The sequence below is a fragment of the Klebsiella sp. JN_Kp122 genome, from assembly GCF_040062085.1.
Classification (GTDB): Bacteria; Pseudomonadota; Gammaproteobacteria; order Enterobacterales; family Enterobacteriaceae; genus Klebsiella; species Klebsiella aerogenes.
Genome location: NZ_JBEAHW010000025.1, coordinates 1 through 20,802, shown reverse-complemented (window position 1 = coordinate 20,802; position 20,802 = coordinate 1). Strand labels below are relative to the sequence as shown.

At 51.7% G+C, this 20,802-nt stretch carries 17 protein-coding genes; 7 read left to right on the top strand and 10 right to left on the bottom strand.

Features of this window, described 5'->3' with window-relative positions; genetic code table 11:
• Positions 1–151: 151 nt before the first annotated feature.
• The 4 genes from ABLU78_RS11685 to typA form a co-directional block, all read right to left on the bottom strand.
• Positions 152–1,411: an MFS transporter gene (locus ABLU78_RS11685; protein ID WP_047045480.1), complete on the bottom strand. Its 1,260-nt coding sequence runs from the start codon at positions 1,409–1,411 to the stop codon at positions 152–154.
• Positions 1,412–1,508: 97 nt separating this feature from the next.
• The gene (locus ABLU78_RS11680; RefSeq protein WP_047064456.1) at positions 1,509–2,489 is read right to left on the bottom strand and encodes a TIM barrel protein; all 981 of its coding nucleotides are present in this window, start codon (positions 2,487–2,489) and stop codon (positions 1,509–1,511) included.
• 7 nt (positions 2,490–2,496) lie between these two features.
• On the bottom strand, positions 2,497–3,207 hold the full coding sequence (locus ABLU78_RS11675) for a GntR family transcriptional regulator (protein WP_020077565.1): 711 nt from the start codon (positions 3,205–3,207) through the stop codon (positions 2,497–2,499).
• Positions 3,208–3,413: 206 nt separating this feature from the next.
• Positions 3,414–5,237 carry a ribosome-dependent GTPase TypA gene (gene typA, locus ABLU78_RS11670; RefSeq protein WP_015368970.1) on the bottom strand — a complete coding sequence of 608 codons (1,824 nt, stop codon included), beginning with the start codon at positions 5,235–5,237 and terminating at the stop codon, positions 3,414–3,416.
• Positions 5,238–5,613: 376 nt separating this feature from the next.
• Here typA and glnA point away from each other — a divergent pair, with 376 nt between their 5' ends.
• The 3 genes from glnA to glnG all read left to right on the top strand — a co-directional run bounded on the left by glnA (position 5,614) and on the right by glnG (position 9,679).
• The gene (gene glnA / locus ABLU78_RS11665; RefSeq protein WP_015368971.1) at positions 5,614–7,023 is read left to right on the top strand and encodes a glutamate--ammonia ligase; all 1,410 of its coding nucleotides are present in this window, start codon (positions 5,614–5,616) and stop codon (positions 7,021–7,023) included.
• A 188-nt stretch (positions 7,024–7,211) separates the two neighbouring features.
• Positions 7,212–8,261, top strand: a complete 1,050-nt coding sequence (gene glnL / locus ABLU78_RS11660) for a nitrogen regulation protein NR(II) (RefSeq protein WP_015368972.1) — start codon at positions 7,212–7,214, stop codon at positions 8,259–8,261.
• A gap of 8 nt (positions 8,262–8,269) precedes the next feature.
• Positions 8,270–9,679, top strand: coding sequence for a nitrogen regulation protein NR(I) (glnG, locus tag ABLU78_RS11655; RefSeq protein ID WP_015368973.1), 1,410 nt, complete (start codon positions 8,270–8,272; stop codon positions 9,677–9,679).
• 54 nt (positions 9,680–9,733) lie between these two features.
• Here the strand turns inward: glnG and hemN are convergent, their stop codons facing one another.
• Both hemN and yihI read right to left on the bottom strand, forming a co-directional pair.
• The gene (hemN, locus tag ABLU78_RS11650; protein ID WP_015703930.1) at positions 9,734–11,107 is read right to left on the bottom strand and encodes an oxygen-independent coproporphyrinogen III oxidase; all 1,374 of its coding nucleotides are present in this window, start codon (positions 11,105–11,107) and stop codon (positions 9,734–9,736) included.
• A 188-nt stretch (positions 11,108–11,295) separates the two neighbouring features.
• The gene (gene yihI, locus ABLU78_RS11645) at positions 11,296–11,802 is read right to left on the bottom strand and encodes a Der GTPase-activating protein YihI (RefSeq protein ID WP_015368975.1); all 507 of its coding nucleotides are present in this window, start codon (positions 11,800–11,802) and stop codon (positions 11,296–11,298) included.
• Positions 11,803–12,383: 581 nt separating this feature from the next.
• Between yihI and yihA the strand changes: the two genes are divergently transcribed.
• Complete coding sequence (yihA, locus tag ABLU78_RS11640; protein ID WP_032712983.1) at positions 12,384–13,016, top strand: ribosome biogenesis GTP-binding protein YihA/YsxC; 633 nt, start codon at positions 12,384–12,386, stop codon at positions 13,014–13,016.
• Positions 13,017–13,363: 347 nt separating this feature from the next.
• On the opposite strand, the gene polA is transcribed toward yihA, so the two are convergent.
• Positions 13,364–16,144 carry a DNA polymerase I gene (gene polA / locus ABLU78_RS11635; RefSeq protein WP_048230171.1) on the bottom strand — a complete coding sequence of 927 codons (2,781 nt, stop codon included), beginning with the start codon at positions 16,142–16,144 and terminating at the stop codon, positions 13,364–13,366.
• A 396-nt stretch (positions 16,145–16,540) separates the two neighbouring features.
• Here polA and ABLU78_RS11630 point away from each other — a divergent pair, with 396 nt between their 5' ends.
• Entirely contained in the window at positions 16,541–17,443 is a 903-nt protein-coding gene (locus ABLU78_RS11630) for an acyltransferase (protein ID WP_015368979.1), read from the top strand.
• Positions 17,444–17,486: 43 nt separating this feature from the next.
• Here ABLU78_RS11630 and dsbA read toward each other — a convergent pair whose 3' ends face one another.
• From dsbA to ABLU78_RS11615, 3 genes are all read right to left on the bottom strand, one after another.
• Entirely contained in the window at positions 17,487–18,110 is a 624-nt protein-coding gene (dsbA, locus tag ABLU78_RS11625) for a thiol:disulfide interchange protein DsbA (protein ID WP_015368980.1), read from the bottom strand.
• Between the two features lie 26 nt (positions 18,111–18,136).
• Positions 18,137–19,123 (bottom strand): serine/threonine protein kinase, encoded by a 987-nt coding sequence (locus ABLU78_RS11620; protein ID WP_015368981.1) that lies wholly within the window; start codon positions 19,121–19,123, stop codon positions 18,137–18,139.
• Positions 19,124–19,198: 75 nt separating this feature from the next.
• Entirely contained in the window at positions 19,199–19,468 is a 270-nt protein-coding gene (locus tag ABLU78_RS11615) for a YihD family protein (protein ID WP_015368982.1), read from the bottom strand.
• A 71-nt stretch (positions 19,469–19,539) separates the two neighbouring features.
• On the opposite strand from ABLU78_RS11615, the gene mobA reads away from it, so the two are divergent.
• Positions 19,540–20,121, top strand: a complete 582-nt coding sequence (gene mobA / locus ABLU78_RS11610) for a molybdenum cofactor guanylyltransferase MobA (protein WP_032712986.1) — start codon at positions 19,540–19,542, stop codon at positions 20,119–20,121.
• A complete protein-coding gene (mobB, locus tag ABLU78_RS11605; protein ID WP_032712987.1) occupies positions 20,118–20,624 on the top strand; it encodes a molybdopterin-guanine dinucleotide biosynthesis protein MobB in 507 nt (168 codons plus the stop codon). Before mobA ends, mobB begins: the two co-directional genes overlap by 4 nt.
• The last annotated feature ends 178 nt before the right edge of the window (positions 20,625–20,802 follow it).

Genomic DNA, 20,802 nt, shown 5'->3' with positions numbered 1-20,802 from the left:
TTTGTCTCCTTCCGCGCCGTTGAAGATTAACTGTAGCGGGAAAGAAGAGGTTTGACTATGAACAAACCGGAAACGATTCAAGACATCTCAGACGCAAAAACGACCAAAGCCGCATATCTGCGGCTTTGGTGAAATGGCAGACCCCTTAAAATCAGACCAATGCGGTTTCCAACATATTCTTTCTGCGGTTGATGCGTTTAACCAGCATCACCGAAACGAACGCGCCGGCGCAAGCGAAGCAGGCCATGATGCCAAAGACTATCTTGTACCCCACCAGACCCGGATTGAGATCGAGAATGTAGCCGTACAGGCTGTAGCAAAACATCGCCGGTGCATAGCCAATGAAGCTCCCCAGCGCCATCGCCGCGCCCGTCTGGTTTTCAGCGATTTTCGCTTCCCCAATCGGGGCAAAAAACACGGCTCGTTGCGTAAAAACAATTGCGCCGAACCCGAGAGTACACACCATACCCAGATAGACCGGCATACTTTCGTGCGGTAACAGAATTAACGCGACTAAAGCCATCGTACTGATACAGAAGGTATAAAAGAGATATTTACTTGGCGATTTGAGGATCTTATCGGCAATTAAACCGCCAATTGGACCACCGATCATTTTTAAACAGTACTGGTTAATAATGCCGTAGGCGCCAACCAGGGCTACCGGCAGCATGTAGATGTTCTTCAGGAACGGGATAAAGAAGGTGAGTCCACAGTAAACGGCGTAAACAAAGAACACATTGAAGGCAATCAGCCAGATAGTTTTGTCTTTCAGCACCGAAGAGATACTGGTTTGTTGCCTGGTGGTGCCTTCATCCGCGGCGGGCGTCGGCTCATCCTTCTGCTTAAGCATGAAAAACAGCAAGACGCCTACAACAATGACAATAATGGCATAGAACCAAATCCCGGCTTTAAAACCCAGTAAGCCACTGCCAAACCAGGTGAAAATAGCTAATGCGGAAAATGCGATAACGGTATCGACAATTCCGCGCCCCGTTTCGAAGAAGCCAAATAAACGCCCCTGCTGTTCGCTATTCCCTAACCGACTCACCGATTTTAACAATACCGGCCAGTTCATCATGTCGCAGGTGACGCCAAATAATGCCCAGACAAATAGAATGCCCCAATAGCCAGGCATCGTTGTCAGATAGATACCTAATAATCCCGTCGCTATCAGTGAAAATGACATGGTGTAGCGACGCGGAAGTTTATCAGCAAAGTAAATTGACAAGAAAAAACCGATGGTTGTCACTACTGAGTTTACCGACATGGCATTACCAATCTGACCGTTGGTCAAATGAAAATAATCCTGCATCGGTATATAAAATGCGTCTTTTAATGAAGGCAGTTTATAAATGGTACCACCACAAAGCGTTAACAGGCTAAATATAGCCCATTTCTTTCTTGTGAGCATAAGATCCCCTGATGACTTAACATCATTTTATTTAAGGACATGGAACATTTCGCCATTCTAAAAAATAGCGATCATAAATACCAAATGTAATTAAAAGTTAGCGTGCAAGAACTTTCAGTGCATCATTTTTTATATCGCGTAAAGTGTCCATGACAAAATTTAACTGGGCGATCGCATCCTGTTTTTCTTTATCCAGCCGGGTTTCAAGTTGCGTTGTATCAGGCAGAGGCGTTTCGCTCATTTGTCGCCACGGGATCCACGGGTTATCGCCTTCAGTCGCAAAGCGGAAAGGTGGCGCGTAATAATCAACTTCTTCTTCCAGTCCGTACGCCATCACCTGTGGTTGCTCCTGGCCCAGACAAATTAACTCAGTCAGCAGCGCCTTAAACGGCATATCACCCAGACCTGAGTTACAGGCCCGGTGCCCCAGCCCGCCATTTTCCGCAATAATACAGGCATCTTTAATGTGAACCTGAGTGACATAGGGTGACATCACTGCCAACGCCTCAAGCGGTCGCTCATTAGCATTGATCATATTGGCAAAATCAAACAGCAGCGATAGCGACGGCATCTCGCTTTGTTTAACCAGATTGACCAACTCGGCGCTTTTTAAATCTTCATGTTGTTCAATGGTAAAAGTAAGTCCAGATTGGCTATATGTCTCTTTAATATATTGAATATCAGCCGTAATTCTTGCTAAAACTTCTTGTAAAGGCCCTTCGTAACGAGGATAAAAACGAACGGAGGTTGCCCCGGTCTTTAATGCGATAGCGACGGCTTGATCGATGGTCTCTTTATCGGAGGCGCTGGTTTCTATATGGATATCCAACCGTAACGCTTTTGCCTGCTCGCCAAAAGCGGCCAATTGCATATTATCCATACAGCTAAGAGAGTAACGCTCGCCATCGAGGACATGAATTTTCACACCTTTTAAATGATGGCTATTCGCAATTTTCAGTAAATCAGCCGGTAAAATTCTCTCCAGCCGCATATTCAGGTGATATGCATAAGCATGAAGATAAAGAGGAATATTATCAATGCGAGAAAGGATCTTCTCAGCGTTATCTTTAGTGAGCATAAAATACCTACAAGTTAATAAAGAGATCCACAGCCTCAAATCGCCAATACTCGAGATCTATTTGCACGATATTACCTGCACTATCGGCACGATGTTTTTCTATCAGAATAGCGGGCATACCAGCAGAGCCGCCAATGAATTTACTTACATCGCCGGGCATTCTTACTGGCCTGAAGGCTAATTTTTTAATAACAACATTTTTATGATAATTATTCTCCCAAACGGAAGAAAAAGATTGGTTCTTTAGCCTGGTAATAAACTCCGGCGCAACATTCGGGTTGATAAACGTTTCATGATAAAAAACTTTATGTCCTTCTAATGCCCCCCAGCCGGTTATCAGATATAAATCATGCGCAGGACAGGTGGCCACAAGAGCTTCTGCGACGTCGGGATACTCCGTCGTCCGTACCTTTTCGATAAAACCCCACGACGGTTCTCTGCCCTGTTCAATCGCTGCCCGCTGAAAGCTGGCGGAAAGCTCCGGGCTATAGTTAAAACGCGGCTGGGCGACAAACCAGCCTTTACGGTCTTTACGAAATATTCTTGATTCCGCCTCCAGGCTGAGCAGCGCCTGGCGCAGGGTCATACGCTTGATACCGAGCAACTCGCCCAGCTCGCGCTCGGACGGCAATTTTCCACCCGATACCGTCAGCCCCTGCTTTAACCACAGGTCCAGTTTCTCTTTCGCATTTTCCACAGTGGATGGGTTATTCGTCATTGTTTAATCCATTTGGTTTAAACCAGATAACTCATCTTACTCTTGAGCAAAAAAAGAAAGCAATTGCTGTCGCAAGCTTTAAGAATAATTGTGACCGAGCTCTCTCCCGAAGCGACACTGGCGCCGCCCAGGTGATAAGCATGAGGAACAGGCATAAAAAAACCCCGCCGGAGAGGCGAGGTTTGAAGGGTAGCAAGAAGGGTAAATTACTCTTCTTTCGCACCGCGCATAGCGCGTTTACGATCGTTCTCGGTCAGGTGACGTTTACGGATACGGATAGACGTCGGAGTAACTTCTACCAGTTCGTCGTCATCGATGAACTCCAGAGCCTGCTCCAGGGTCATCTTAACCGGCGGAACCAGAACCGTTGCTTCGTCAGTACCGGACGCACGCATGTTGGTCAGTTTCTTACCGGTCAGGCAGTTTACCGTCAGGTCATTAGAACGGCTGTGAATACCGATAATCTGACCTTCGTAAACTTCAGCGCCGTGGCCGAGGAACAGCTTACCGCGATCCTGCAGGCCGAACAGTGCGAACGCAACCGCTTTACCCTGACCGTTAGAGATCAGTACGCCGTTGTTACGCTGGCCCACTTCGCCCGGACGAACATCGTCGTAGTGGCTGAAGGTGGAGTACAGCAGACCGGTACCGGAAGTCATGGTCATGAACTCTGAACGGAAGCCGATCAGACCACGGCTTGGGATCACGTAGTCGAGACGTACGCGGCCTTTACCGTCTGGATTCATGTTTTTCAGGTCGCCTTTACGCTCACCCAGCGCCTGCATGACAGAACCCTGGTGCTGCTCTTCGACGTCCAGCGTTACGTTTTCGAACGGCTCTTGTTTACGGCCATCGATTTCGCGGAAGATAACTTTCGGACGGGAAACCGCCATCTCGAAACCTTCACGACGCATGTTTTCAATCAGAACAGACAGGTGCAGTTCGCCACGGCCAGAAACGCGGAACGCATCGGCGTCTTCGGTTTCTTCGACGCGCAGCGCAACGTTGTGCACCAGCTCTTTGTTCAGACGGTCCAGGATCTGGCGAGAGGTAACGAACTTACCTTCTTTACCGCAGAACGGAGAGGTGTTGACGTTGAAGAACATAGATACGGTCGGCTCATCAACAGACAGTGCCGGCAGCGCTTCGACGTTCTGCGGGTCGCAGATGGTGTCGGAGATGTTCAGCTCGCCCAGACCGGTGATCGCGATGATGTCGCCGGCTTCGGCTACGTCGCTCTCGATACGCTCGAGACCCAGGTGAGTCAGTACTTTACCGACTTTACCGTTGCGGGTTTTCCCTTCGCTATCGATGATAGTGATCTGCTGGTTCGGCTTCACTTTACCGCGCTTGATGCGACCAATGCCGATTACGCCAACGTAGTTGTTGTAGTCGAGCTGGGAGATTTGCATCTGCAGCGGACCGTCAAGGTCAACGTCCGGCGCCGGTACACGGTCAACAATCGCCTGGTACAGCGGGGTCATGTCTTCAGCCATGTCTTCGTGGTCCAGACCCGCGATACCGTTCAGCGCGGAAGCGTAAACGATCGGGAAGTCCAGCTGTTCGTCGGTCGCGTCGAGGTTAACGAACAGGTCGAATACCTGGTCGACAACCCAATCCGGACGCGCGCCCGGACGGTCAACTTTGTTGATGACCACGATCGGCTTCAGACCGTGAGCAAACGCTTTTTTGGTAACAAAGCGCGTCTGCGGCATCGGGCCGTCAAAGGCATCAACCACCAGCAGCACAGAGTCAACCATGGACATAACACGCTCAACTTCACCTCCGAAGTCGGCGTGTCCTGGGGTATCAACGATGTTGATACGGTAATCATTCCATTTGATTGCAGTGTTTTTAGCGAGGATGGTAATCCCACGCTCTTTCTCCAAATCGTTGGAGTCCATCACACGTTCTTGTGCTTCAGTACGTGCGTCGAACGTACCGGATTGCTGTAGCAGCTTATCAACCAGGGTAGTTTTACCATGGTCGACGTGCGCGATGATGGCGATATTACGCAGATTTTCGATCACAACTTTGCCTCAGGCATTAGAAATAGCGCGTTATTGTACACGTATTAAGCGAAGGACTGAACAGGATCACAAAGATCCTCCGCAAACAAGTATTGCAGAGTTTGTTTGTGACCGCTTTCACGGAGCGATAAAAGGGCACCGTAATAAAAATTGCACCAAAATGGTGCTCAACGTTCACATTGAAGCACTATTTTGGTGCATTATCTCCATCATGGTGCAGTCCTTTTGCACTATGGTGCGCATGATACAGCGTTTTACCGTACTTTTAAAAGTTGGCACAGATTTCGCTTTATATTTTTTAAGGCAACAACGCCACTTTTAAGCAGTAAGAAGTTCGTTACCACGACGACAATGACCAATCCGGGAGAGTTTAAGTATGTCCGCTGAACACGTTTTGACGATGCTGAACGAGCACGAAGTGAAGTTTGTCGATCTGCGCTTCACCGATACCAAAGGTAAAGAACAGCACGTCACGATTCCTTCCCATCAGGTAAATGCCGAATTCTTTGAAGAAGGCAAAATGTTTGATGGCTCCTCGATTGGCGGTTGGAAAGGTATTAACGAATCCGACATGGTCCTGATGCCGGATGCCACCACGGCGCTGATCGACCCGTTCTATGAAGAACCGACGCTGATCATCCGCTGCGATATCCTGGAACCAGGCACCCTGCAGGGCTACGACCGCGACCCGCGCTCTATCGCCAAGCGCGCTGAAGAGTACCTGCGCGCCACCGGCATCGCCGACACCGTGCTGTTCGGGCCGGAACCAGAATTCTTCCTGTTCGACGACATCCGCTTTGGCGCATCCATCTCTGGTTCCCACGTGGCCATTGACGATATCGAAGGCGCATGGAACTCTTCTACCAAATACGAAGGCGGCAACAAAGGCCACCGTCCGGGCGTGAAAGGCGGTTACTTCCCGGTTCCGCCGGTAGACTCCTCTCAGGATATCCGTTCTACCATGTGTATGATCATGGAAGAGATGGGCCTGGTTGTTGAAGCTCACCACCACGAAGTGGCAACTGCAGGTCAGAACGAAATCGCCACCCGCTTCAACACCATGACCAAAAAAGCGGACGAAATTCAGATCTACAAATATGTTGTACACAACGTCGCTCACCGTTTCGGTAAAACCGCGACCTTCATGCCAAAACCAATGTTTGGCGATAACGGTTCCGGCATGCACTGCCACATGTCCCTGTCCAAGAACGGCGTAAACCTGTTCTCCGGCGACAAATACGCGGGCCTGTCTGAGCAAGCGCTGCACTACATCGGCGGCGTTATCAAGCACGCTAAAGCGATCAACGCCCTGGCGAACCCGACCACTAACTCCTACAAGCGTCTGGTCCCGGGTTACGAAGCGCCGGTTATGCTGGCTTACTCCGCCCGTAACCGCTCTGCTTCCATCCGTATTCCGGTAGTTGCCTCGCCGAAAGCGCGTCGTATCGAAGTGCGCTTCCCGGACCCGGCTGCCAACCCGTACCTGTGCTTCGCCGCACTGCTGATGGCCGGCCTGGACGGTATTAAAAACAAAATCCATCCTGGCGATGCGATGGACAAAAACCTGTACGATCTGCCGCCGGAAGAAGCGAAAGAAATCCCGCAGGTTGCAGGTTCTCTGGAAGAAGCCCTGCAGGCTCTGGACGCAGACCGCGAGTTCCTGACCGCAGGCGGCGTCTTCACTGACGAAGCTATCGATGCTTACATCGCCCTGCGCATTGAAGAAAACGACCGCGTACGTATGACTCCGCACCCGGTTGAGTTCGAACTGTACTACAGCGTCTGATTTTGCTGTAAATCCATGGTGTTCCCGTGTTGTGGCACGGGATACCAGGGATGTTTTGTTGCCGTGGAAACTTTCAGCCCATCTCAGGATGGGCTTTTTTCTCCAGCAACACGCTGATCTCTCGCGCTTTTTACCAATAAAAAGCTATACTGCACTAAAATAGTGCAACCATTTCAGGAGACTGTCAGATGGCAACAGGCACACAGCCCGATGCTGGGCAGATCCTCAACTCGCTGATCCACAGTATCTTATTAGTCGATGACGACCTCGCGGTGCATTACGCTAATCCGGCTGCCCAGCAGTTACTGGCGCAAAGTTCGCGTAAATTATTCGGTACGCCGCTGCCAGAATTGCTAAGCTACTTTTCGTTAAACATTGGCCTGATGCAGGAAAGCCTGCAGGCGGGTCAGGGCTTCACGGATAATGAAGTGACGCTGGTGATTGACGGCCGCTCGCACATTCTCTCCCTCACCGCTCAGCGCCTGCCTGAAGGCTATATCCTGCTTGAGATGTCGCCGATGGATAATCAGCGTCGTTTGAGCCAGGAACAGCTGCAGCATGCTCAGCAGGTGGCGGCGCGCGATTTAGTGCGCGGTCTGGCGCATGAAATTAAAAACCCGCTCGGTGGCCTGCGCGGCGCGGCGCAGCTATTGAGTAAAGCGCTACCGGATCCCGCGCTGATGGAATATACCCAGGTGATTATTGAACAGGCCGACAGGTTACGTAACCTGGTCGATCGCCTGCTGGGGCCGCAGCATCCCGGTATGCATATCACGGAAAGCATTCATAAAGTCGCGGAGCGCGTGGTGGCGCTGGTCTCCATGGAATTGCCGGATAACGTCAAACTGATCCGCGATTACGACCCGAGCCTGCCAGAGTTGGCCCACGACCCGGAACAAATCGAGCAAGTGTTGCTGAATATCGTGCGCAACGCGCTGCAGGCCCTGGGGCCCGAAGGCGGCGAAATCATCCTGCGCACCCGTACCGCCTTTCAGCTCACGCTCCACGGCGTACGTTACCGTCTGGCGGCGCGTATCGACGTGGAAGATAATGGTCCCGGTATCCCACCCCATCTGCAGGATACGCTGTTTTACCCCATGGTCAGCGGCCGCGAAGGCGGTACCGGTCTTGGCCTTTCTATCGCCCGCAGTCTTATCGATCAGCACTCCGGCAAAATTGAATTTACCAGTTGGCCTGGCCATACCGAGTTCTCGGTATACCTGCCTATTCGGAAATAGAGGTGTTTATGCAACGAGGGATAGCCTGGGTAGTCGATGACGATAGCTCCATCCGTTGGGTGCTTGAACGCGCACTCACCGGAGCGGGTCTAAGCTGTACCACATTTGAGAGCGGCAATGAGGTGCTTGATGCCCTCACCACCAAAACGCCGGACGTTTTACTCTCCGACATTCGCATGCCTGGGATGGACGGTCTGGCGCTGTTAAAGCAGATTAAACAACGCCATCCGATGCTTCCGGTCATCATTATGACCGCGCACTCGGATCTCGATGCCGCCGTCAGCGCCTATCAGCAGGGCGCCTTTGATTACCTGCCGAAACCTTTTGATATTGATGAGGCGGTGGCGCTGGTTGACCGTGCGATTAGTCATTATCAGGAGCAGCAGCAGCCGCGTAATACGCCGGTCAGCAGCCCGACGGCCGATATTATTGGCGAAGCGCCGGCGATGCAGGATGTGTTTCGCATCATTGGCCGCCTGTCACGCTCCTCAATCAGCGTACTGATCAACGGCGAATCAGGTACCGGTAAAGAGCTGGTCGCCCACGCGCTGCATCGCCACAGTCCACGCGCCAAATCGCCGTTTATCGCCCTTAACATGGCGGCCATTCCGAAAGATTTGATTGAATCGGAACTGTTCGGCCATGAAAAAGGGGCTTTTACCGGCGCCAATACCGTCCGTCAGGGGCGTTTTGAGCAGGCCGATGGCGGTACGCTGTTCCTTGATGAAATTGGCGATATGCCGTTGGATGTTCAGACGCGACTGCTGCGCGTGCTGGCTGACGGCCAATTTTATCGCGTTGGCGGCTATGCGCCGGTGAAAGTCGATGTGCGGATTATTGCCGCGACCCACCAGAACCTTGAGCTACGCGTGCAGGAAGGAAAATTCCGTGAAGATTTGTTCCATCGCCTGAACGTGATTCGCGTGCATTTGCCGCCGCTGCGCGAACGCCGGGAAGATATTCCGCGCCTGGCGCGCCACTTCCTGCAGATTGCCGCCCGCGAACTGGGCGTAGAAGCCAAGCAGTTGCATCCGGAAACGGAAGCGGCGCTGACGCGACTGGCCTGGCCCGGTAACGTGCGACAGCTGGAGAACACCTGTCGCTGGCTAACGGTGATGGCAGCAGGCCAGGAGGTATTGACCCAGGATCTGCCGTCCGAGCTGTTCGAAACGTCGATTCCCGATAGCCCAACGCAGATCCAACCGGATAGCTGGGCGACGCTGCTGGGGCAATGGGCTGACCGTGCCCTGCGTTCCGGTCATCAAAACCTGCTATCAGAAGCGCAGCCGGAGATGGAGCGTGCATTGCTCACCACCGCGCTACGTCATACGCAAGGGCATAAGCAGGAAGCCGCTCGTCTGCTGGGCTGGGGGCGAAATACGTTAACGCGGAAGCTAAAAGAGCTGGGAATGGAATAACACCGGTCTTAGCGGCGAAATGAACGCCCGGTGAGCTGACTCACCGGGATTCGCTTAAATAACGCGAGAGAACTGCTGCAGGCGCGCTTTCTGCCGCAAATAGGCATCGAAGCACATACAGATGTTACGAATCAACAGACGGCCTTTTGCCGTGACCTGTATTCCTTTTTCATCCACATCCACCAGCCCATCTTTCGCCAGCGGTGCCAGCAATTTCATATCTTCGGCAAAGTAATCGTTGAAGATAAGATCCCACTGCGCTTCAACCGCCGCGAACTCAAGACGGAAGTTGCAAATCAGGGCCTTAATAACATCCCGGCGGATACAATCATCGCGGGTTAACGCAATACCCCGCCACAGCGCGGTACCGCTTTCATCGACCTGCTGATAATACTGTTTCAGCTCTTTCTGGTTCTGCGCGTAGCAGTCGCCAATCATACTGATCGCCGACACGCCCATTCCGAGCAGGTCGGTATCGCCCTGGGTGGTGTATCCCTGGAAGTTGCGGTGCAGCACGCCTTCGCGCTGGGCAATCGCCAGTTCATCGTCCGGCCGGGCAAAGTGGTCCATGCCGATAAACTGATAGCCCGCTTTGGTAAGCGAAGCGATGGTTTCCTGCAGGATATCCAGTTTCTGCTCTGCGCTCGGTAAATCCGCGTCTTTAATTTTGCGCTGCGCAGCGAATAACGTTGGCAGATGCGCGTAGTTAAAGACGCTCAGACGGTCCGGGTTGAGTTCAGCCACTTTCTGCAGCGTGAAGGCAAAGCTTTCCGGCGTTTGCTTCGGCAGACCGTAAATCAAATCGATGTTGGTCGATGTGAAGCCAATCTCACGCGCATGACGCAGCAGCGCAAAGATGAATTCTTCATCTTGTTCACGGTTCACCAGGCGCTGTACTTCTTTATTGAAATCCTGCACCCCCATGCTCAGACGGTTGAACCCTGCGGATCGTAAATGATCCAGTACATCCAGTTCGATTTCACGCGGATCAACCTCAATTGAGATTTCCGCATCGGCGTTGAAGTTAAAGTGGTCGCGCAGCAGATTCATCAAGCGGCTGATTTGCGCTTTGTTGAGATAGGTTGGCGTACCGCCGCCCCAGTGCAGCTGGCTAACCTGACGGCCGGCAAAAAGCGGCGCGCGGTGAATAATTTCCTGCTCAAGGACATCAAGATACTGATCGGCCTTATGCTGCTGACGGGTGACAATCTTATTACAGCCGCAGAAATAGCAGAGCTTATGGCAGAACGGGATATGGACGTACAGCGACAGCGGGCGCTGCGGGTAGCGGGCGACGGCGGCGGCAAAATCAGCAGCGCCGAACGCCGGAGAAAACTCCAGCGCGGTGGGATACGAGGTATATCGCGGCCCGGAATAGTTATATTTCTGGATAAGGGCCAGATCCCAGTCGATTAACTGCTCAGACATGCTCACTCCTTCCGATGATGCCGCCGACGGGTACGCCGTGCCGGCCCAACCGCACCTCGGGTCATGAGCCGGTTGCGCAGCCATTTTTGACGCCGCGACAACCGTCTTAGTTTAACGAATAACCACAGCAGATAACATATAACCAGAAGGGTTATAAGCAGGACCGGGAATCCGATGGGATGCAAACGTTAGTTTCCACCCTTCAGCAGACGCATCATATCTTCCTGACGCTCTTCTTCTTCCTCGTCCTCGTCGTCGTCATAGGAGAGGCCAAGCTGCTGCATCAGCGCGTCAATACGATCCAGTTTGGCATCGACCCAAGCCTGCTCTTCAGCATTCAGGGTACCGCCCTCTTCCAGACGTTCCAGCAGCGCGTCCAGGCGCTCATCATTCTCCAGCAAATCCAGCTCAGCCTGCGGTGAAAGCATAGGTTTCTCGCTCTTCGGTTTGTGCTGCTTAACGGCCGGGGTGCTTTCTGTCACGCCCAGCGGGATCGGTTTTTTGCTGCCAATGCGTGGGTCCTGCTGCTGGCTGCGGCCTTTGCCTGCTGAAGCAGCATCGCCGCCGCTGGTGCGGCTGCCTGCGGCATGGCCGCGGTGTTTTTTCTGACGTTTACGGTCGCGTGCTTCCTGGTTCAACTCTTCACGCGACTTACCACGTGCTTTACCGCGCGATGCGGATGCCGGTTTTTTCATGATGTGTGATCTTCAGACAGTTTTCTTCAGTATAGAATTGAGGCGGAATCTAGCAGAAAGCAAGCAAAGAAAAAAGGCGACAGATTAATCTGTCGCCTTTTTCCGCACTCACAACCCTTAACGGGTTTCCACTTTCCATGTCAGCTATCGACTTACCCTGTCTTTCCCTTAGCTTCCAACGGTCCTTGTTCTATCCCTTTCCCTTTTAAAACGTCTCCAGACGTTTGTCATCCTGACAATCCCGGTCTTCGCCTCCTGGCGCTCCTGACCCCTCGTCCTGAGTCGTAATCCTCCGGCATCCTCGCCTTTGCCCACTACTTTACCGTTTTGCCGGAAATCGACAACCACCTGTAGGATGAAAAGCCTGCTTAAGGGAATAGAGTTTCCTGTAACAGTATGATTTAACGATAATCTATGAATTTGACGTCAGGTTTTTCTCACAAATTTCGTATAGTCCTTATGGACAATGTCTCACAAAGCTCATGGTTTTTACTTACAACGCCGACGTGCGGTAAAAACAGCCTTTTTCTGCCTTTCAGGTATAATCCCCGCCATAGCCTGATTTTACGGAGACGACAGTCTTGACCAACTGGAATTATCAACAGACGCATTTTGTCACGAGCGCGCCTGATATCCGCCATCTTCCATCCGATATCGGAATCGAAGTGGCATTCGCTGGCCGCTCAAATGCGGGCAAATCCAGCGCCCTTAATACGCTGACTAATCAGAAAAGCCTGGCACGTACGTCAAAAACGCCGGGTCGTACCCAGCTTATCAACCTGTTTGAGGTTGCGGAAGGTAAACGCCTGGTCGACTTGCCGGGGTATGGCTACGCGCAGGTGCCGGAAGAGATGAAAATCAAATGGCAGAAGGCGCTGGGTGAGTATCTTGAGAAACGTCTGTGCCTGAAAGGCCTGGTGGTATTGATGGATATCCGTCATCCGCTGAAAGATCTCGATCAGCAGATGATCGAATGGGCGGTGGAAAGCGATATACAGGTGCTGGTCCTGCTAACCAAAGCCGATAAGCTCGCCAGCGGCGCGCGTAAAGCACAGGTCAATATGGTGCGTGAAGCGGTACTGGCCTTCAATGGCGATATCCAGGTTGAGCCTTTCTCTTCGCTGAAAAAATCTGGCGTGGATAAGTTGCGTCAGAAGCTGGATAGCTGGTTTAACGACATCCCGCCGCAAGAAGCCGCCGAAGACGCAGAGTAACCCCCGCTTTTTCCGGATAATGGCGCCCAGCGCCCTATCCGGACGTTCATTTTACGCGGTTGTCAGCGCGTAAAACTTTTCTTTCGCGCAATAAAAAACGCCCCGGTCATAAATGACCGGGGCGGCTAAAATATTCAGCCAAATCCGATTACGTGAAGTAAAAGGTCTGAAAGATAGAACATCTTACCTCTGTACCCTACGCGAATAACTTTACTCTTCTTTCGGTTATGGATAAAGCACTTTTTGTAGTTTTTTTTCACTATTTACATAACAAATTCAAATGACCATCACAAAAATCTATAAGTTATGTTGCTAACTTACAAAAAAGAGCCTTACAGATTGCCCACTTAGTGCGCTTGATCCCAGTTTTCACCGCTACCGACTTCCACCAATAACGGCACCGCCAGCGTGGTGCTGTTTTCCATCAGCTCATGCACCTTCTTCGATACGCTATCCAGATCGTCTTTGTGCACTTCAAACACCAGTTCATCGTGCACCTGCATGATCATCCGCACGCGCGGTTTTTCGCTCAGCAGCCAGTCATCAACGGCAATCATTGCCCGCTTAATAATATCCGCCGCCGTTCCCTGCATCGGTGCGTTGATCGCCGCACGTTCCGCGCCCGCGCGGCGGGCGCCATTGCTGGATTTGATATCCGGCAGATACAGACGACGCCCTTCCAGCGTTTCAACATAGCCCTGCTCTTTCGCCTGCGCGCGGGTACGTTCCATGTAGTCCAGTACGCCCGGATAGCGCTCGAAATAAAGATCCATGTACTTCTGCGCTTCTTTACGCGGGATATTCAGCTGACGCGCCAGACCAAATGCGCTCATACCGTAAATCAGGCCGAAGTTAATCGCCTTCGCGCTGCGGCGCTGTTCATTACTGACGCTTTCTAACGGTAAGCCAAATACCTCTGCCGCGGTGGCGCGGTGAATATCCTTACCTTCCGCAAACGCCTTCAGCAGCCCCTCATCGCGCGACAGGTGCGCCATGATGCGCAGCTCAATCTGCGAATAGTCGGCAGACACAATCAGATAGTCCTGAGGCGCAATAAACGCCTGACGAATACGACGACCTTCGTCATTACGTACCGGAATATTCTGCAGGTTAGGATCGGTCGAAGAGAGACGCCCGGTCGCCGTCACCGCCTGATGATACGAAGTATGAACACGACTGGTTTTCGGGTTAATCATCAGCGGCAGCTTATCGGTATAGGTCGATTTAAGCTTCGCCAGCCCACGATACTCGAGGATCACCTTCGGCAGCGGGTAATCCAGCGCCAGTTCCTCCAGCACCTCTTCAGAAGTCGACGGCGCACCGCCAGGCGTTTTCTTCAGCGGCTTGATGCCCTGCTTTTCAAACAAGATGGTTTGCAACTGTTTGGTAGAAGAGAGGTTGAACTCCTCACCGGCAATTTCATGGGCGCGTTGTTCCAGTTCAACCAGACGCTTAGCGATCTCCTGCGAATGCGCGTGAAGCACCGCCGGATCGATTTTCACGCCGTTGCGCTCAACCCGCGACAGCACCGGTACTAGCGGCATCTCGATATTTTTAAAGATATTCAGCGGGCCTTCATGCTGCTGCAGTTGTGGCCACATCTTCAGATGCAGTTGCAGCGTCACGTCAGCATCCTCCGCGGCGTAACGCCCGGCCTCTTCCAGCGCGATCTGATTAAAGGTGAGCTGATTTTTACCTTTGCCGGCAATCTCTTCAAAAGTGATGGTTTTGTGTTTCAACCAGCGATCGGACAAGCTATCCATATCATGTCGACCCGCGACGCTGTCGAGGGTGTAGGATTCCAGCATGGTGTCGAAGGCAATACCACGCAGTTCAATGTCGTAGTTGGCCAGGATGCCGCGATCGTACTTCAGGTTTTGCCCTACTTTTAGCACCTTGTCATCTTCCAACAGCGGCTTGAGCAGCTCCAGCACGCGTTCACGTGGGATCTGGTCCGGCGCGTCGAGATAATCATGGGCCACCGGCACATAAGCCGCGACGCCAGGCTCAATCGCGAATGACAAACCCACCATATTGGCGGAAATGTTATCGAGGCTATCCGTTTCGGTATCAAAAGCGAATAGCGGCGCTTTCTTCAATCTGGCAATCCATTCAACCAGCGTCGCTTCATCCAGGATTGTCACATAATGCTCAGAAGAGAGCGTGGCGGCGACCTCTTCTTCCACAATCACCGCTGCTTCAGCTGGTTTCGCCGCTGGTTTAGCGCCTTTCCCCTGTAGCCATTTGCCGGATTCGACATCGGTGATCCAACGTTTGAATTCATATTGCTTAAACAACGCCAGCAGCTCATCTGCCGCCGGCTGCGCAACTAACAGCTCTTCGCAACCGAGATCCAGTTCAACATCGGTTTTTATCGTCGCGAGTTGATAAGAGAGGTAGGCCACCTCTTTGTTCTGCTCCAGCTTCGCCGCCATCGTTTTCGCGCCGCGGAAGGTCAGCCCGGCGATTTTTTCCGGTTCTGCATAGAGTGTATCCAAACCACCCAAACCCTGCAGTAGCGCCTGCGCCGTTTTTTCCCCAACGCCCGGGACGCCAGGTATGTTATCCGAGGAGTCGCCCATCAGCGCGAGGAAATCAATAATCAGTTCCGGCGGTACGCCGTACTTATTCACGACCTCTTCCGGGCCGAGGATAGTGTTGGTCATGGTGTTGATTAAGGTAATGCCCGGCGTCACCAGTTGCGCCATATCTTTATCACCGGTGCTGATCAGTACCGGGCGGCCCACTTTTTCCGCCTCGCGGGCCAGCGTGCCGATAACGTCATCCGCTTCAACGCCAGGCACCGCCATCAGCGGCAGCCCCATCGCCTTCACCATCTTGTGCAGCGGTTCAATCTGCGCACGTAGATCGTCCGGCATCGGCGGACGATGTGATTTGTAATGCTCAAACAATTCGTCACGGAAGGTTTTCCCTTTGGCATCAAATACCACGACGGCATGCGTCGGCTGATACTGCAGGATCAGGCTACGCAACATATTCAGCACACCGTACATAGCGCCGGTAGGCTCCCCGGCGCTATTGGTTAGCGGTGGGAAGGCGTGGTAAGCCCGATATAGGTAAGAGGAGCCGTCGACGAGGATGAGAGGGTTTTCTGGGATCTGAACCATAATTTCCGTGCCTGTTTATCAGATTATGGGTAAAGGATGCCACAGACGGGCATGAAATCCTGAATTTTTCCCGCATTTAGCCGAAAAGATTAATCGCAGAGGGGAATCGCTGCACAATATTATCTGTGGATAACTTTGTGTATAGTTTTATCGCCTCAGCCAAAAAAGCCTAAGCCAAGTAACATGGGATCTTATAACTCATTATATATCAAAGAATTAAATCTTCCCCCAAGGCTATATGCGATTCATGATGACTCAATGTTCCATGTGGATATAAGATTCGCGTTTTTTTCTGTTCTGGTAAGACCCGTTATTTACCGCGTTTTCTGGTAAAATCAGCCTCTTGCGCGGCTTAAGAAGGTTCTTTGCCGGCCTAACTTTCTGAATAAACTAACTATGTCGAGATTACTCGCTGCGATAACGCTCCCGCTGAGTATCGCCCTTACTATCTTAGTCACCATTATCTGTTCCGTACCGATTATCATCGCCGGACTGATTAAACTGCTGGTACCTATCCCGGCGGTATGGCGTTCTATTTCCGTTTTTTGCAATTTTATGATGTATTGCTGGTGCGAAGGACTGGCGCTGCTGCTGCATCTCAACCCATGGTTGAAATGGGATATTCAGGGGCTGGAAGGGCTGAATAAAAAGAACTGGTATCTGCTTATCAGCAACCATCACAGCTGGGCGGACATCGTGGTGCTCTGCGTTCTGTTTCGCAAGCATATCCCGATGAATAAATACTTCCTCAAGCAGCAGTTGGCCTGGGTACCGTTTATCGGCCTGGCCTGCTGGGCGCTTGATATGCCTTTTATGCGCCGCTATTCGCGCGGCTACTTACTGCGCCACCCGGAACGCCGCGGTAAAGACGTCGAAACGACTCGCCGCTCATGTGAAAAATTCCGCTCTCATCCGACAACCATCGTCAATTTCGTCGAAGGTTCAAGGTTTACCGCTGAAAAGAAGCGCGAGACGCGCTCGCCTTACCACAACCTGTTGCCGCCTAAAGCTGCGGGCATTGCGATGGCGTTAAACGTCCTCGGCGCACAGTTCGATAAGCTACTGAACGTTACGCTGTGCTATCCGGATAATAATGCCAGGCCGTTTTACGATATGTTAAGCGGCCGCCTGACGCGCATCGTGGTACGTATTAATCTGGTGCCGATTGGCGAGGAACTACACGGTGATTACGTCAATGATAAAAACTTTAAGCGCGGTTTCCAGCGCTGGCTGAATGGGCTTTGGGAAGAAAAAGATCGTCAGCTCACTGACATTATGCAGGGTAACGAAAAGTCGTGACTATAGAGTCGATAAAAAAAGCCGGTCAGTGACCGGCTTTTTTTTATTTCTTTTCAACCAGTTGTTTCACAGTATCTGCGTACTGGGAAACAAACGCGTCCATATTGCTGGTATCCATACCCTGCGGGTTCAGCTGGTATTTACCATTAACAAACATCGCCGGAACGCCCTGCAGCTGTAAATCGGCTGCGGCTTTCTCTTGCTGGGCGACCAGAGACTTCACCACAAAGCTGTTCCATGCCGCGTCGTAATCTTCACCTTTAACGCCCGCATCAACGAAGACTTTACGGATGTCGGCAGTGGACTGCACGGTTTGGGTTTTCTGTACCGCTTCAAACATCGGCGCGGTTACTTTATCTTCAACGCCCAGCGCGATCGCCACAGCCCACGCCTGGGTCAGGTCTTTACCCAACGGGCCCAGGAATTCAACGTGATACTTGGTCATTTTGGTGCCTTCAGGCAGTTTCTGACGTACATTGTCGGAAACGTGCAGCACTTCTTCAAACTGATAGCAGTGCGGGCAGTAGAATGAGAAGAACTCAAGGACCTGAGGTTCACCTGCAACCGGCTTATCAAGGGTGGTGTACTGCTTGCCGTCGGTGATCTGGGCAGCGGATGCACTGAAAGCCAGAATCATACCAGCCAGCGCCAGCCAAATTTTTTTCATGATTATTTCTCTCCTGATATATCACATTAATACATTGGCGTTAACTGAAGAGGGGGTTCCTGCAGAACCTTCACCTGCTCAAGAAATGTTGCAGTCTGCCCGCGCCAATAATCTTCCCCGGTTAACCATGGAAAATTTATAGGGAAAGCAGGATCGTCCCAACGCCTGAGCAGCCATGCCAGATAATAAACTAAACGCATGGCGCGTAAAGGTTCGATGAGAGCGATTTCGTCCGTGTTGAACGGACTGAATTCTTCATAAGCCTCGATGATGGTCTCCAGTTGCATGCGCTGTTCGGCTTTATCACCATTCAGCAGCATCCAGAGATCCTGTACCGCCGGGCCGCTGCGGGCATCATCTAAATCAACAAACAGCGGACCATCGCGCCACAGGATATTACCGGCGTGGCAGTCGCCATGTAGACGAAGCGTATCCGCACGCCCGTGCCACTGCGCCCTGACGGCATCGATGAGTTTATCAGCCGCACCCAGGAAATCAGCCTTCAGACCAGATGGAATAAGCGTCGCCTGTTCGAATACCTGACGTGGTTCCAACAGATATTCTTGTACGCCAATCTCCGGGCGCGCATTAAAACGCTGCTTACGACCGGTCTGGTGCAGGCGGCCAAGATAGCGCCCGACCCATTCTATTTGGTCAAGATTATCCGCTTCGAACTGGCGGCCACCGAGGCTTGGGAAGACGGCAAAGAAGAATCCTTGATGTTGATGTAGCGTGCTGTCGTTAAATAAGAGCGGCGCGGCAACGGGCACTTCATCTTCTACGAGTTGAAGCGCAAACTGATGTTCTTCGAGGATCTGTTCTGCAGACCAGCGTTCAGGACGATAGAACTTCACCACGTAGCGGCGGCGATCTTCGTCCTGAAACTGGTAAACACGGTTCTCATAGCTATTAAGCGGGGTCAGACCGGAGTCGACCCGCATTCCCAGATCGAATAATCCATCAATGATGGTATCCGGGTGAAGCGTCTGAAAAGTAAAAGCCTTATCGTGCATCCTGACATCCGATAATCGTACGAATGCTTCAGGATATCATCTCGTAGCCGGTTTCGCGGCAGCACTTACAACCTTTTACTCTTTAATAACACCGCGCGCGCGTAACAGTGCGGTTTTAAAATCCTCTTCATAATCTTTCTGAATACCCGGGATGACAGCCTCTTTCGATGAGTCACGCATTTTCAGGTGATAAATCAGAATATCATCAGAAAGATCGGCTAGTTCACCTTTGTAACCTGCTTCAGCCGCCAGTTTCTGCAAGAATTGCATCAGGTTCAGTTCAGGTTCTTTTTGCCAGGCTGGCTGGAGAAGCTCAATTACTTCATTCAGGCGTTTACATTTCATAGTCATGCTCCTTACTCTTGATAGGGACAAGTTAACAGGGTCAATCCCACAATGAAAGAGGCGATATTAATATGCAAAGCGAGGCAATAACCGGCGTCGTGCTGGCGGGTGGAAGAGCTACGCGCATGGGCGGTGTTGATAAGGGATTGCAGTTGCTGAATGGTCGTCCTCTCTGGCGTCACGTTGCGGATTCATTAGAGCCGCAGGTAGGCAGATTAGTGATTAGCGCTAATCGCAATCTTGAGTATTGGCATACTAGCGGATATGCCGTTTATCGCGATACCCAAGCTGATTTTCCAGGCCCACTGGCCGGAATGCTTGCCATTATGCAGCAGGTAGATAGCCCCTGGTTTGTATTTTGCCCCTGCGACACGCCGTTCATCCCCTCTTTTCTGGTCGAGCGCTTTCTACAACAGAAAGCTTCAGCGCCGGTGGTTTGGGTACACGATGGCGAGCGCGATCATCCCGCCGTTGCATTAGTTCATCGTCAAATCATTCCGGAACTGGAGACTTATCTGGCTCATGGAGAACGCCGGGTGATGGTCTTTATGCGTCAAGTAGGTGGGCACCCGGTGAATTTCAGCGATGTGAAATCAGCGTTCATCAATGTAAATACGTTGGATGAGTTGCAGCAGATGCAGGAGTCATCATGATCCCCTTACTGGCGATCGCCGCATGGAGCGGTACCGGGAAAACAACGTTATTAAAACGCCTTATCCCTGAACTCTGCGCTAAAGGATTGCGGCCGGGGCTAATAAAGCATACTCATCACAATATGGATGTCGATAAACCTGGCAAGGATAGTTATGAGTTGCGCAAAGCTGGCGCTTCACAAACTATTGTCGCCAGTAAGCAGCGTTGGGCGCTGATGACAGAAACCCCAGATGAACCCGAATTAGATCTTCAATGGCTGGTAAGCAGAATGGATCTTGACAAATTGGATTTCGTTTTGGTGGAGGGTTTTAAGCATGAACCTGTGCCGAAGATCCTGCTTTTCCGGCAAAATAGCGGACATCTTGTAGAAGAGCTAGTGATTGATGAACATACGATCGCCGTGGCCAGCGATGTACCCATCGTGACGTCACTTCCGCTGTTGGATTTAAATAATATTCCACAGATCGCGACGTTTATTGCGAGTTGGTTAGAGAGGCAATAGCGGTGATATAGGTGGGATTTCCCCGGAGGCGGTGCTGCGCACCTTTTCCGGGCTACGGGTCTGTTGCCCCGGTAAGCGCAGCGCCACCGGGGAAGATGGCGGAGTACCTGGCCGCAAAACACCAAAACAAAAGGCCCGGTCTTCCGACTGAGCCTTTCGTTTACGTTGCTATGACAGC

Excerpts from the sequence above, each read along its gene's own strand:
- ABLU78_RS11685 (WP_047045480.1), bottom strand. The coding sequence starts at position 1,411 with ATGCTCACAAGAAAGAAATGGGCTATATTTAGCCTGTTAACGCTTTGT.
- ABLU78_RS11680 (WP_047064456.1), bottom strand. The coding sequence starts at position 2,489 with ATGCTCACTAAAGATAACGCTGAGAAGATCCTTTCTCGCATTGATAAT.
- ABLU78_RS11675 (WP_020077565.1), bottom strand. The coding sequence starts at position 3,207 with ATGACGAATAACCCATCCACTGTGGAAAATGCGAAAGAGAAACTGGAC.
- glnA (WP_015368971.1), top strand. The coding sequence starts at position 5,614 with ATGTCCGCTGAACACGTTTTGACGATGCTGAACGAGCACGAAGTGAAG.
- glnL (WP_015368972.1), top strand. The coding sequence starts at position 7,212 with ATGGCAACAGGCACACAGCCCGATGCTGGGCAGATCCTCAACTCGCTG.
- glnG (WP_015368973.1), top strand. The coding sequence starts at position 8,270 with ATGCAACGAGGGATAGCCTGGGTAGTCGATGACGATAGCTCCATCCGT.
- hemN (WP_015703930.1), bottom strand. The coding sequence starts at position 11,107 with ATGTCTGAGCAGTTAATCGACTGGGATCTGGCCCTTATCCAGAAATAT.
- yihI (WP_015368975.1), bottom strand. The coding sequence starts at position 11,802 with ATGAAAAAACCGGCATCCGCATCGCGCGGTAAAGCACGTGGTAAGTCG.
- polA (WP_048230171.1), bottom strand. The coding sequence starts at position 16,144 with ATGGTTCAGATCCCAGAAAACCCTCTCATCCTCGTCGACGGCTCCTCT.
- ABLU78_RS11630 (WP_015368979.1), top strand. The coding sequence starts at position 16,541 with ATGTCGAGATTACTCGCTGCGATAACGCTCCCGCTGAGTATCGCCCTT.
- dsbA (WP_015368980.1), bottom strand. The coding sequence starts at position 18,110 with ATGAAAAAAATTTGGCTGGCGCTGGCTGGTATGATTCTGGCTTTCAGT.
- ABLU78_RS11620 (WP_015368981.1), bottom strand. The coding sequence starts at position 19,123 with ATGCACGATAAGGCTTTTACTTTTCAGACGCTTCACCCGGATACCATC.
- ABLU78_RS11615 (WP_015368982.1), bottom strand. The coding sequence starts at position 19,468 with ATGAAATGTAAACGCCTGAATGAAGTAATTGAGCTTCTCCAGCCAGCC.
- mobA (WP_032712986.1), top strand. The coding sequence starts at position 19,540 with ATGCAAAGCGAGGCAATAACCGGCGTCGTGCTGGCGGGTGGAAGAGCT.
- mobB (WP_032712987.1), top strand. The coding sequence starts at position 20,118 with ATGATCCCCTTACTGGCGATCGCCGCATGGAGCGGTACCGGGAAAACA.